12 protein-coding genes are annotated in these 12,128 nt (G+C 74.2%); 5 read left to right on the forward strand and 7 right to left on the reverse strand.

The genetic code is table 11. From position 1 onward, the window contains the following. Positions 1-85: 85 nt before the first annotated feature. On the reverse strand, positions 86-1,738 hold the full coding sequence (locus ACFY7C_RS28725) for a DNA repair helicase XPB (RefSeq protein WP_389655772.1): 1,653 nt from the start codon (positions 1,736-1,738) through the stop codon (positions 86-88). A 112-nt stretch (positions 1,739-1,850) separates the two neighbouring features. Here ACFY7C_RS28725 and ACFY7C_RS28730 point away from each other — a divergent pair, with 112 nt between their 5' ends. Next, positions 1,851-2,429, forward strand: coding sequence for a Uma2 family endonuclease (locus ACFY7C_RS28730; RefSeq protein WP_389655774.1), 579 nt, complete (start codon positions 1,851-1,853; stop codon positions 2,427-2,429). Positions 2,430-2,445: 16 nt separating this feature from the next. Here ACFY7C_RS28730 and ACFY7C_RS28735 read toward each other — a convergent pair whose 3' ends face one another. After that, positions 2,446-5,034, reverse strand: a complete 2,589-nt coding sequence (locus tag ACFY7C_RS28735; protein WP_389655776.1) for a helicase-associated domain-containing protein — start codon at positions 5,032-5,034, stop codon at positions 2,446-2,448. Between the two features lie 41 nt (positions 5,035-5,075). Here ACFY7C_RS28735 and ACFY7C_RS28740 point away from each other — a divergent pair, with 41 nt between their 5' ends. Further along, a complete protein-coding gene (locus ACFY7C_RS28740) occupies positions 5,076-5,939 on the forward strand; it encodes a hypothetical protein (protein ID WP_389655778.1) in 864 nt (287 codons plus the stop codon). A 267-nt stretch (positions 5,940-6,206) separates the two neighbouring features. On the opposite strand, the gene ACFY7C_RS28745 is transcribed toward ACFY7C_RS28740, so the two are convergent. Then, positions 6,207-6,548: an ArsR/SmtB family transcription factor gene (locus ACFY7C_RS28745; RefSeq protein ID WP_389655780.1), complete on the reverse strand. Its 342-nt coding sequence runs from the start codon at positions 6,546-6,548 to the stop codon at positions 6,207-6,209. 104 nt (positions 6,549-6,652) lie between these two features. Between ACFY7C_RS28745 and ACFY7C_RS28750 the strand changes: the two genes are divergently transcribed. Then, positions 6,653-7,645 (forward strand): zinc-binding alcohol dehydrogenase family protein, encoded by a 993-nt coding sequence (locus tag ACFY7C_RS28750; protein WP_389655782.1) that lies wholly within the window; start codon positions 6,653-6,655, stop codon positions 7,643-7,645. A 48-nt stretch (positions 7,646-7,693) separates the two neighbouring features. On the opposite strand, the gene ACFY7C_RS28755 is transcribed toward ACFY7C_RS28750, so the two are convergent. Genes ACFY7C_RS28755 through ACFY7C_RS28765 form a run of 3 tightly spaced genes read right to left on the reverse strand, consistent with a single transcriptional unit; the run spans position 7,694 to position 10,577 of the window. After that, a complete protein-coding gene (locus ACFY7C_RS28755; protein WP_389655784.1) occupies positions 7,694-8,515 on the reverse strand; it encodes an ABC transporter ATP-binding protein in 822 nt (273 codons plus the stop codon). Then, complete coding sequence (locus ACFY7C_RS28760) at positions 8,512-9,567, reverse strand: FecCD family ABC transporter permease (RefSeq protein WP_389655786.1); 1,056 nt, start codon at positions 9,565-9,567, stop codon at positions 8,512-8,514. Before ACFY7C_RS28760 ends, ACFY7C_RS28755 begins: the two co-directional genes overlap by 4 nt. Continuing rightward, positions 9,564-10,577, reverse strand: coding sequence for a FecCD family ABC transporter permease (locus ACFY7C_RS28765; RefSeq protein ID WP_389655788.1), 1,014 nt, complete (start codon positions 10,575-10,577; stop codon positions 9,564-9,566). The genes ACFY7C_RS28760 and ACFY7C_RS28765 overlap by 4 nt, the downstream gene beginning before the upstream one ends. Positions 10,578-10,669: 92 nt before the next feature. Here ACFY7C_RS28765 and ACFY7C_RS28770 point away from each other — a divergent pair, with 92 nt between their 5' ends. After that, positions 10,670-11,299, forward strand: a complete 630-nt coding sequence (locus tag ACFY7C_RS28770) for an HAD family hydrolase (RefSeq protein WP_389655790.1) — start codon at positions 10,670-10,672, stop codon at positions 11,297-11,299. Here the strand turns inward: ACFY7C_RS28770 and ACFY7C_RS28775 are convergent. Further along, positions 11,287-11,565, reverse strand: a complete 279-nt coding sequence (locus ACFY7C_RS28775; protein WP_389655792.1) for a hypothetical protein — start codon at positions 11,563-11,565, stop codon at positions 11,287-11,289. The genes ACFY7C_RS28770 and ACFY7C_RS28775 overlap by 13 nt on opposite strands. Before the next feature lie 166 nt (positions 11,566-11,731). On the opposite strand from ACFY7C_RS28775, the gene ACFY7C_RS28780 reads away from it, so the two are divergent. Continuing rightward, positions 11,732-12,115: a cold-shock protein gene (locus ACFY7C_RS28780; RefSeq protein WP_031073201.1), complete on the forward strand. Its 384-nt coding sequence runs from the start codon at positions 11,732-11,734 to the stop codon at positions 12,113-12,115. Positions 12,116-12,128: the final 13 nt, after the last annotated feature.

The following is a 12,128-nucleotide window of genomic DNA, read 5'->3' on the forward strand; positions in this document are numbered from 1 at the left end:
AGCCTCCGCTGTACGACGCTGTACGACAAGGGGCCCCGTCCGCGCATGGACGGGGCCCCTCTGGCGTGACGAGGCCACCCGGGCGTCACTCCCCGGAGTCCCCCGCCAGCAACTCGCTCGCGTCCATGATCCGGTACGCGTAACCCTGCTCGGCCAGGAAGCGCTGCCGGTGGGCGGCGAAGTCCTGGTCGATGGTGTCGCGGGCGACCACGGAGTAGAAGTGCGCCTGGTGGCCGTCGGCCTTCGGGCGCAGCACCCGGCCGAGGCGCTGGGCCTCCTCCTGGCGGGAGCCGAAGGTGCCCGACACCTGGATCGCGACCGTGGCCTCGGGAAGGTCGATGGAGAAGTTCGCGACCTTCGACACGACCAGCACGCTGATCTCGCCCTGCCGGAACGCCTCGAACAGCTTCTCGCGCTGCGCGTTCGACGTCTCGCCCTTGATCACCGGCGCGTCCAGGTGCTCGCCGAGCTCGTCGAGCTGGTCGATGTACTGCCCGATGACGAGGATCTGCTGCCCGGCGAACTTCCGCACCAGGGCCTCCGTGACCCGCCGCTTGGTGGCCGTCGTCGCGCAGAAGCGGTACTTCTCCTCCGCCTCCGCCGTCGCGTACGCGAGCCGCTCCGCGTCGGTCAGGTCCACCCGCACCTCGACGCAGTCGGCGGGCGCGATGTAGCCCTGCGCCTCGATCTCCTTCCACGGCGCGTCGAAGCGCTTGGGGCCGATGAGGGAGAAGACGTCGGACTCGCGGCCGTCCTCACGGACCAGGGTGGCGGTCAGCCCGAGCCGCCGCCGGGCCTGGAGGTCGGCGGTGAACTTGAAGACCGGCGCGGGCAGCAGGTGCACCTCGTCGTAGACGATCAGGCCCCAGTCGCGGGAGTCGAACAGCTCCAGGTGCGGATAGATGCCCTTCCGGCGGGTCGTCAGCACCTGGTACGTGGCGATGGTGACCGGCCGGATCTCCTTCCTCGTCCCGCTGTACTCGCCGATCTCGTCCTCGGTCAGGGAGGTCCGCTTCACCAGCTCGTGCTTCCACTGGCGGGCCGAGACCGTGTTCGTCACCAGGATCAGCGTGGTCGCCCGGGCCTTGGCCATCGCCCCGGCCCCGACCAGCGTCTTGCCGGCGCCGCAGGGCAGCACGACGACGCCCGAGCCGCCGTGCCAGAAGCCCTCGACGGCCTGCTGCTGGTACGGCCGCAGCGCCCAGCCGTCCTCGGCGAGGTCGATCGGATGCGCCTCGCCGTCCACGTAACCGGCCAGGTCCTCGGCCGGCCACCCCAGCTTGAGCAGCGTCTGCTTGATCTGCCCGCGCTCCGAGGGGTGCACGGCCACGGTGTCCTGGTCGATCCGCTGCCCGACGAGCGGCTGCACCTTCTTCGAGCGCAGCACCTCCTCCAGGACCGGCCGGTCGGTGGTGGTGAGCACCAGCCCGTGCACCGGGTGCTTGGACAGCGTCAGCCGGCCGTACCGCGCCATCGTCTCGGCGACGTCCACGAGCAGCGCGTGCGGCACCGGATACCGCGAGAACTCCACGAGCGCGTCCACGACCTGCTCGGCGTCGTGCCCGGCCGCCCGCGCGTTCCACAGACCGAGCGGCGTCACCCGGTACGTGTGGATGTGCTCCGGCGCCCGCTCCAGCTCCGCGAAGGGGGCGATGGCGCGCCGGCACGCCTCGGCCTGCTCGTGGTCGACCTCCAGGAGCAGGGTCTTGTCGCTCTGGACAATGAGTGGACCGTTCACGTGCTGCGCATCCCTTCCACGTGGCCAAACATCCAGTCTGCCTGAAGCCCGGCCGATGTCCGAGGGGACTGCCACACTGGATGCGACGGACTGCCGAGAGGGAGGTGGCGAGATGAGCGTCGCGCACGATCCGCACTACGGACCTTGGACGATAGAAGAAGTCCTGGCTCTGGGGGAGGACCGCGGTCAGCGCAGGGAACTGATGGGGGAAGCGCTCATGATGTCACCAGCTCCGGGGACGAAGCACCAGCGGGCCTCGCTGCGTCTGGCGTCGTTGCTGGACCGTGCCCTCCAGGAGACGGGGGTCCCGGCCGAGGTCCTCGAAGCGGTGAATCTGGTTCTGCCGGATGGGCTCTTCATTCCCGACATCGTGGTGGTCGAGGCGGCCGCCGCCGCCGAGGACCCGATCACGTACGACGCCGAGGCCGTCCTCCTCGTCGTCGAGATCGCCTCGCCGTCGTCCTCGGGGCGCCGCACCGACCGGCTGCTGAAGCCGCCGTACTACGCGGACGCCGGCATCGAGCACCTGTGGCGCCTGGAGCCGGAGCCCGTTCCCGCCTTGGTGGTTTCCGAACTGGTGGACGGCCGCTACGTCGAGAGGACCGTGGCCGAGGCGGGGCGCGAGACGAAGATCGAGGCGCCGTTCCCGATCACGCTCGACCCTGGCGCTCTCGTGAGCCCCAGGGCCTGATCGACAAGACGCCTCCCTACCCCTCGTCGTCCGCCAGTTCCGCCACGCCCGTGATCCGGTGCAGCGGATACGTGCGGACCTCGTCGGCCGTGTGGTCGTAGCCCGTCACGAAGCCGCCCTCGACGCGGACGGGGGCGATCACGCGCTGGCTGGCGGCGCCCTCCGCGTTCACATAGCCGATCCAGACGGCCGAGCCGGTCATGGCGGCGGCCTGCACGGTGGCGAGGGTCTCGGCGGCGGAGGTGCGGGGAAGGGCGCCGGCCGCGAGGGGGGCCGCTGTGGTGGGCTCCTTGCGGGGGACCGTCGCGGCCCGGTCGCCGGCGCGGATCGCCCGGACCGCGGCCGTCAGGAGCGTGGCGTCGGGCGCGGGCGGGCCGTCCTGGACGGGGGCCGGGGCGGTACGGGGCGGAGTGCGGTAGGCGTCCGCCCGGGTGATCAGCACATCGCCCTCGGCGGACTCCGCGGCCGGCGCGTAACCCATCGCCCGCAGCCCTTCCAGCAGCGTCGACGGGTCCGCCTGCGCCGCCAGCACCGTCGGCGCGAGGCGGCGCAGCCCGAGGGCGGCGGACCGGCGGTCGGCGAGGATCTCGCCGAGCAGGGCGTCGTCGTCGCAGCGGACGTAGCCGGACGCGGCGCCGATCCGCAGATGGCCGTGCTTCCGGGCCACGTCGTCGATGAGGTACGACAAGGGCTGCGGCACCGGCGTACGCGAGTGCGAGGTCAGGAAGTCGTGCAGGTCGGAGGCGCTCCGCCCGGCGTCCAGGGCGCGCCGCACCGAGGTGGGCGTGAAGCGGTACACCGTCGCGCCGCCCTTCGACTCCACGTCGGCGAGCACGGACAGCGTCTCGGCGAGCGGACGGCGCAGCGGCCCCGGCGCCACCGCGGTCAGGTCGGCCTGCAGCAGGACGTGGTCGACGGCCTCCGGCAGCAGCGGGGCGAGCAGCGTCGCCGCACGGGACGCGGCCACGGACGGTTCGCAGTCGTGCGCGTGCCCTTCGAGGGCGTCCTCGTCGGCGGCCTCGGCCAGCGGCAGGTTGAGCAGCGCCCGGGCGGGCGAGGCGAGCGCCCCGCGGCCGGTCACGCCGAGCAGCTCGGCCTCCTCCAGGGTCCAGGTCGCGAGCCGGGCCCGCAGATCCGCGGCCTGGTCGCCGCCGCCCCGCAGCGGCCGGTCCCAGCGCAGCCGGGCCAGCACCGACTCCCGGTCGGCGGCGGCGCCGGGCGGCAGGGTCGCCAGGAGGCCGAGGACCCGGCGCCGGACCTCCGCCGCCGGGCCGCGGTCCAGACCCGGCCCGAGCGCGGCGAGCGTGCGGCCCTTGGCGTCCTGCGCGCCGACCACGCCCGGGACACGGGTCGCGGCCAGCCAGGCTCCGGCCAGCCGAACCCAGCGTTCCGCGGGCGGCAGGTCGAGCCAGTCGTCGTACGCGGGCGTCGGCGCGTACCGCTCGTCCGCCTCCCCGTCGGAGGCCAGCAGCCCCGCCCCGTACACGAGCTCCAGCCAGAACGCCGCCACCTGCTCCGGCACGTCGAGGGCCGACGCGGTGCGCTTCAGGTCCCGTACGGCCAGACCGCCGGCCCGCAGCACCGGCGGGCCGCCCTGGTTCCAGGACTTGAGGAGCTCCTCGACCGTCGCCAGCGCCGTGTACGCCTGCCCGGCCGCCGCGTTGTCCACCACCTGTGGACGGTAGTCGCGGGCCGCCACCACCGCCGGAGCGGTCGGCTCCGGCGTCCGGTGCGCCCGCCCGCCGCGCAGATGCAGGGCCGCCTCACGCGGCAGCACCACCGTCCGCGTCGACGCGGGCAGCAGCAGCCCGCGGTCCCGCAGCCAGCGCACCGGCGGCGTCGGGTCCGCCGTCACCTCTCCGTACGGCGGGCCCCACACCAGCCGGTCGAGGACCGCCAGCGCCTCCGGCGGCGCGGTGTCGAGCAGCGCCGCCATCCTCGTACGGTCCGTGAACAACTCGGTCAAGGAGGCCACCGCCGACACCGGGTCGTGCGTCGGCGGCAGCCCCGCCGCCGCGACGATCTCCTGAAGCCGGCCCGGCGACATCCCGGCCGTGGCCTCCGCGACCGTCGGGCCGAGCCCGGTGGGGGAGGGGTGCTGCGGCGACGGCGCCAGCAGCTCCCGCGCGGTCCGTACGAGCCGGAGCCGCTCGTCGTCTCCCCATACGAGGGCCTGCTCGCGCAGCACCGCGACCGCGCGCGGCAGCGCCGCCCGGATCTCGGCCTCCGCCGCCGGGTCGCCGTCCTCGCTCGTGTCGCCGTCCTCGCCCGTGTCGCCCGTGAGCAGGGCGAGAAGCACGGGGTACGACGCCGGGTCGGGGGCCACCGCGAGGGCCTCGGCCGTCTGGAGGGCGAACGCGTCGAGCCGTTCGAGCGCCCGCACGACCGAACCGCGGGTGCCGGCCCGGGTCGCCAGCTGCGTCAGGTCGTTCGGCACCGGCGACAGCAGGTCCGGGCGGGCCCGCAGCAGCGCGGCGAGTCCCTCGTCGCCGCCGGCGCGCAACGCCTCCGCGAGAGTGCGCGGCGGCGCGCCGGCGCCCTTGGCCGCGCCGTCGTCCGTTCCATCGGGCACGTGCGCCTCCCGGTCGAGCTCACCGATCCCCATCCGCACCACGTTAGCCCCTGCGCAGGCGCTACCGTCGTGCCGTGGGGATCGAGGGGATCGAGAACGACCGGTTGGTCTTCGACTATCTGAGCCGGGTCGGCGACCTGGCGCAGCAGCGGCAGGTGCCGGCGGCCGAGCGCCGTGAACTGGTATCGGGCCTGCGGGACGAGATCCAGCACCGCCGCGCCGTGAAGGGCGAGGGGGTGTCCGGGATCCTCGGCGACCTCGGTACGCCGGACGAGGTGGTGGGGCGGGTGGCGCCGGGGGGCGCGGACGATCCCGGTGCTTCCGTCGGTCCTGGTGCGGCCGCGGCTGGTCCTGCTCCGGTACCGGCGCCGCGGACGGGCGAGTCGCGGGCGGCAACGGACTGGTGGCGTACGGACGCGGTGGACGCCGTGGACGGCGTGGCGGTGCCCGGGTTCGTCGGGGGCGTGGAGATTCCGGAGCTGCTGAAGCCTCCGCCGGTCGAGGAGGACGGCGGGGAGGAAGGGGAAGGAGCGGGGGAGGAGTACGCGGAAGAGGCCGACGGCGGGGCACGGCCCGGGCGGTTCGCGCGGGTGCGCGGGCTGCGCCTCGGCAGCCCGCTGCTGCTCGTCTCGGCCCTGCTCCTGCTGGCCGGTGCCGCGTTCGGCTCGCTGTTCCCGCTCGCCGCGGGCTGGCTCCTCGCGTACGCCTCCCGCGAGCGCCGCGGGGCCGTCCTGGTCGTGCCGGGCCTCGCCGTGACCGCGGGCATCGTCTGGCTCTGGGGCCGGGTCGAGGGCCGCTGGGGCGCCCCGGTCGCGACCGGCGAGGCCGGAATGGGCGCGGCCATCGCCGCCACCTGGCCCTGGACCCTCCGCGCCGCCGCCGTCGCCTCGGCCCTCTTCCTGCTGTGGCGGGCCCGGCGGGCGGCTCGAAGCGACTGATCCGGCGGGACCGGCACCGGCTCCGGCAGGACCGGCGCGGACTCCGGCAGGACCGGCATCGGCTCCGGCAGGACCGGCACGGGCCGGGTCCGCCGGCCGCCGGACTCAGCCGGGTCGGCCGGCGCGGCGTCGGCCGGGAGCCCGCCGCCGCGTCAGGCTGTCACCAGCCCATGTCCTCGGCCACCTCTTCCTGTGCCGCGGCGATCCACGAGAGCCTGCTCCTGTGCCGGGTGCGTGATCGGTAAGGCGTTCAGGATCATGCGGCCATCATGCCGGGGCGGCGACTTCGTCCGGGCGCAGGACCAGGTCGAGCAGGCCCGGGAAGCGGGTGTCGAATTCGGGGCGGCGGAGGCGGTTGACCCGTTTGGGGCCCTGGTCGCGCTGTTCGACGAGGCCCGCCGCGCGCAGGACGGCGAAGTGGTGGCTGAGCGCCGCCTTGCCGACCGGGACGTCGAAGCTGCCGCAGGCGCGGGTCCAGTCGTCGGAGCCGGCGAGCTCGCGCACGAGGGTGAGCCGTACGGGGTCGGCGAGCGCGGCGAGGGCGGTGAGGACGGGGACCTCGTCGGGGTGGGTGTGTTCGGGGGCGGGCCGATGGCCGGTGGGGGGCATGGTGTCCTCTCGGTCTCGATGCCCGGGGCTTGCCGAGTGTTCGATCTGGATCATACAGTCGACGGTGTTCGCTTTTCATTGAACAGTCGAGCCGGAGGTGCGGCATGCGCGCGATCGAGCTGGGGGAGCACGGCGGTCCCGAGGTCCTGAAGGTGGTGGAGGCACAAGCCCCCGAGCCCGGACCGGGACAGGTGAGCATCGACGTCGCCTACGCCGGGGTCAACTTCGCCGACCTCAAGGCACGCGCCGAGGGCTACCGCGTCCAGGCCCTGCCCTACCGGCCCGGCCTCGAGGTCTCCGGCCGGGTCCGGGCCCTCGGCGCGGGCGTCACCGGACTCGCCGTCGGCCAGGAGGTGACCGCCCTCACCGGCGGCGGCGCCTACGCCGAGGTCGCCGTGGCCGAGGCGGCGACCGTCTTCCCGCTGCCGGCCGGCATCGACCTGCGCACCGCCGCCACCCTCCCCACCGTCCTGCCGACCGCCCAGGCCCTCGTCCACGCCGTCGGCCGGCTGCGGCGCGGCGAGACCGTCCTCGTCCACGGCGCCGCGGGCGGCGTCGGCACCGCCGCCGGCCGGCTCGCGAAGGCGGCCGGCGCGGGCGCGGTGTACGGCACGGTGTCGTCGGCGGCCAAGGCCGCGTACGCCCGCGAACACGGCTACGACGAGGTGTTCGTCGGCGACTTCGAGCGGGACCCCAAGGCCTTGGAGAAGGCGGTTCGCGCGGCGACCGGCGAGCGCGGCGTCGACCTCGTCCTCGACCCCGTCGGCGGCGAGACCCTCAAGGCCTCGCTGGCCTCCCTCGCCGTCTTCGGCAGGCTCGTCTCCTACGGCAACGCGAGCTCCGCCGAGCCGTGGCGGGTGGGGCAGCCCGAGCTGTACCCGAAGGGCGTCACCGTCTCGGGCTTCTCGATCCTCCTGCTCGCCCAGACCGCCCCCGACGCCCTGCGCGCCCTCGCCGAGGACGCCTTCGCGAAGGTCGCCGACGGGACGGTCGTGCTGCCCGTCACCGCCGAGTTCCCCCTCGCCGAGGCGGCGGAGGCCCACCGGCTCATGGGCTCCCGCACCAGCACCGGCAAGCTGCTGCTCAAGGTGACCTGAGCCCGGGCCTGGCGTCGGGGCCGGGGCCCGGGAGGGGGCGCGGGCCCCTCACGTCGTCTCCGCCGCCCACGGCGCACCCGGCACCACCAGCGGCGAACCCGTCACCGGGTCCGGCACGACCACCGACTCCAGGCCGAACACCTCCCGCACCAGCTCCGCCGTCACGACCTCGCCCGGCGCGCCCTCCGCGACCACCCGGCCCGCCTTCATCGCGACCAGGTGGTCGGCGTAGCGCGCCGCCTGGTTCAGGTCGTGCAGCACGATGACCACCGTCCTGCCCCGCACGTGGTTCAGGCGCCGGACCAGGTCGAGGACCTCGACCTGGTGGGCGATGTCCAGGTACGTGGTGGGCTCGTCCAGCAGGAGCAGGTCGGTCTCCTGCGCCAGGGCCATCGCGATCCACACCCGCTGGCGCTGGCCGCCCGACAACTCGTCGACCGACCGGTCGGCGAGCTCCGTGACGTCGGTGCGCTCCATCGCGTCGACGACGGCGCGCTCGTCCTCCTCGGACCACTGCTTCCACCACGCCTGGTGCGGCTGCCGGCCCCGCGCCACCAGGTCGGCCACGGTGATGGCCTCCGGGGCGACCGGGGTCTGCGGGAGCAGGCCGATCTGCTGCGCGATGCGCTTCGTGGGCAGCTTCGCCAGCTCCTCGCCGTCGAGGAGGACGGCTCCGCCCCGGGGGCGCAGCAGCCGGCCCAGCGCCCGCAGGGTGGTCGACTTGCCGCACGCGTTGGGGCCGACGATGACGGTGACCCTGCCGTCGGGGATTGCCAGGTCGAGGTCGTGGACGACCGTCCGCTCCTCGTACGCGAGGGTGAGCGAGCGGGTCGACAGCCGGCTCCCTGACGTCTTCGAGACCACGGTCACGCCTTGCCTCCCACTTGACGGCTGCGCACGATCAGCCAGATCAGATACGGGGCGCCCACCGCCGCCGTCAGGACGCCCACCGGCAGTTCGGTGGGCGCCAGGAGCCGCCTGCCCAGCAGGTCGGCGAGGATCACGACGACGGCGCCCATGAGCGCCGAGCACAGCAACGGGATCTGCGCGGTCCGGGTGGTCCTGCGGGCGATCTGCGGCGCCAGCAGCGCCACGAAGTCCACCGGCCCCGCGACGCCCGTCGCGACCGACGCCAGGACCACGCCCACGGCGACCAGACCGAGCCGGACCCGCCCGAGCCGTACGCCGAGCGCGGTCGCCGTGTCGTCGTCGAGGGACACCGTCCGCTGCGCCCGCGCCGCCCACAGCACGGCCGGCAGCATCAGGAGCAGGGTCCACCGCAGCGGCGCCGACTCGTCCCAGCCGCGCCCGTTGAGCGAGCCGGTCATCCAGATCTGGGCCTGCTGGGCGACCAGATAGTCGCCCTTCGTCATGAAGAGGTGGGTCAGCGAGCGCAGCGCGATGGCGAAGCCGATGCCGATCAGCACGAACCGGGTCGCGTGCAGGCCGCCGCGCCAGGCGAACACGTAGACGAGCGCGGCGGCGAGGAGACCGCCCGCGATCGACACGTAAGGGATGAGGCCGTACGAGGTGAGCCCGAAGGTCATCGCGGCGACCGTCACCGCGCCCGCGCCCTGACTGATGCCGATGATGTCGGGGCTGGCGAGCGGATTGCGGGCGACGGTCTGGACGAGCGCGCCCGCGACGCCGAACGCGGCGCCGGCCATCAGCCCGGTCACGAGGCGGGGGAGCCGCAGCTCCTCGACGACGAAGGACGGCTCGGTGCCCAGGAGGGCCTTCAGCACGTCGGAGGGCGGGACGAAGCGTTCGCCGACGCAGAGGTACGCGACGGAGGCGGCGGCCAGGAGGGCGATCAGGCCCACGGCGACGAGGGCGGACCGCCGGTGCATGAGGAACGAGGAACGTCCGGCGCGCACCACTCCGTAGCCAGCCGGCCGGAGGCGGGGGACGGTCGTGGTCACGCCGGCACCGCCTTCCGCCGCACCAGCGTCACCAGGAACGGCACGCCGATGAGCGCCGTCATCACGCCCGCGGGCACCTCGCCCGGCGGGAACAGGATCCGGCCGGCGACGTCCGACACCAGCAGCATGACCGGACCGATGAGCGCCGCCATCGGCAGCACCCAGCGGTGGTCGCTGCCGACGACGGCGCGGGCGATGTGCGGGACGGCGAGGCCCACGAAGGCGATCGGGCCGGCCGCGGCGACCCCGGCGCCGGTCAGCACCGTCGCCCCGACGCCGCCGACGATCCGCACGGTCGCGACCCGCTGCCCGAGGCCCTTGGCGACGTCCTCGCCGAGCGCGAGCGCGTCGAGCCCGCGGGCCACCGACAGCACGAGGAGCGCGCCGAGCAGCAGGAAGGGCCAGATCTGGCCGACGATCAGGGTGTCGCGGCCGTCGAGCGAGCCGATCTGCCAGAACCGGAACTCGTCGAGCGCGGACGCCTGGGTCGTCAGCACACCGGTGGTGACGGACAACAGGAGTGCGTTGATCGCGGCGCCGCCGAGCGCCAGCTTCACGGGCGTGGCGCCGCCGCGGCCGCTGGAGGCGATGGCGTAGACGGCGACGGACGCGAGCGCGGCGCCGGCGAAGGCGAACCACACGTAGCCGTGGAGGGTCCGCACCCCGGCGACGGCGATCGCGAGGACGACGCCCACGGAGGCGCCCTGGCTGATGCCGAGGATCCCGGGGTCGGCGATCGGATTGCGGGTGATGCCCTGCAGGGCGGTGCCGGCCAGAGCGAGGGCCGCGCCGACCATGAGGCCGATCAGCGTGCGGGGCACCCGCAGCTCCCGTACGACCTCGGCGTCGGGGCTCGTGGCCCCGTGCAGCAGTGCGTCGAACACGGTGGCGGGCGGGATCGCGCGGGCGCCCACCGCCAGACTGAGGAGGATCGCGAGCAGCAGGGCGACGACCGCCGCCGTGGTCGCGACGACGCGCCGGGAGGCGCGTCGGGAACGTATGGCGGTCATGGACACCCATCGGAGCTACGGGCAGTGGTGCGAGGCCTTCGGCAAGGCTTCGCCAAGTCTAGACAGTGGCCGATTTCGAACACCCGGGCACAATGACGCCCATGGAATCCAGCAGCGCCGCGCCCACGGTCGGCTTCGACCTCGACCTGACCCTCCTCGACACCCGCCCCGGCATCAAGGCCGCGTTCGAGGCGTTCTCCGTCGACGTCGGCGTCCCGATCGACGCCGACCTGGTGGTCTCCCGCCTCGGCCCGCCGCTGCGCCACGAGCTCGCCCACTGGTTCCCCGAGGACCGGGTCCCGGAGATGGTGAAGCGCTACCGCGAGTTCTACGGGCAGTACGCCATCGAGCCGACCGTCCCCATGCCCGGCGCGCGGGATGCGATTCAGGCCGTTCACGAGGCGGGCGGCCGCACGATCGTCGTCACCGCGAAGAACGAGCCCCACGCCAAGCTCCACCTCGCCCACCTCGGCATGGAGCCGGACGCCGTCGTCGGCGACCTGTGGGCCGAGGGCAAGGCGGAGGCGCTGCGCGCCCACGACGCCGGGGTGTACGTCGGCGACCACATCGGCGACGTCCGCGGCGCCCGCACCGCGGGCGCGCTCTCGGTCGCCGTCGCCACCGGCCCGTGCGACCCGGAGGAGCTGCGCGCGGCGGGCGCGGACGTCGTCCTGACCGACCTGACGGACTTCCGTCCCTGGTGGGAGGCCTACCGGGGCTGAGCCGCCGCGGCCTGCACGGCCCTGGCCCGGCGCCGCTGGGCGGCGATCGAGCGGAGCACGCCCGCGCCGGCGACGAGGAAGCCGACGCCCATCAGCATCGACACCAGGTACGCGACCGTGGGAAACGGATCGGTCCCGAGGAACAGCGGAGCCACCGTGACCAGGGTCGCGACCGCCCCGACGATGAACACGACCGCGCCGACGCGCACCAGCCCGTCACCGGGGGCGCTGTCGTCCGACGGGCGCGGAGGGGTTTCACTAAGCATTCGGCCAGGGTAGTTCCCAGGCCGAGGAGAACGGACCGGTGGCGTCTTGTCACCGGGCCTCAGCCCATTAGCCTTGGTGGCGGCGGGTCGGTGACCCGCTGTATCTCTTTTCCCACACGGAGCCGGGATCCCGGCGCACCCATCGAGTACGAGGACGAGGACGGACGTGCCTACCGGCAAGGTCAAATGGTTCAACAGTGAGAAGGGCTTCGGCTTTCTCTCCCGCGACGACGGCGGCGACGTCTTCGTGCACTCGTCGGTGCTCCCCGCCGGAGTCGACGCCCTCAAGCCGGGGCAGCGCGTGGAGTTCGGCGTGGTCGCCGGGCAGCGCGGCGATCAGGCGCTGTCCGTGACGGTTCTCGACCCGACGCCGTCGGTCGCCGCGGCGCAGCGGCGCAAGCCCGACGAGCTGGCGTCCATCGTGCAGGACCTGACCACGCTCCTGGAGAACATCACGCCCATGCTGGAGCGCGGCCGCTACCCCGACAAGGTGCACGGCAAGAAGATCGCGGGCCTGCTGCGGGCGGTCGCGGACCAGCTCGACGTCTGAGCCCGTCGGGTCG

The organism is Streptomyces sp. NPDC012769, from assembly GCF_042901205.1.
GTDB lineage: Bacteria > Actinomycetota > Actinomycetes > Streptomycetales > Streptomycetaceae > Streptomyces.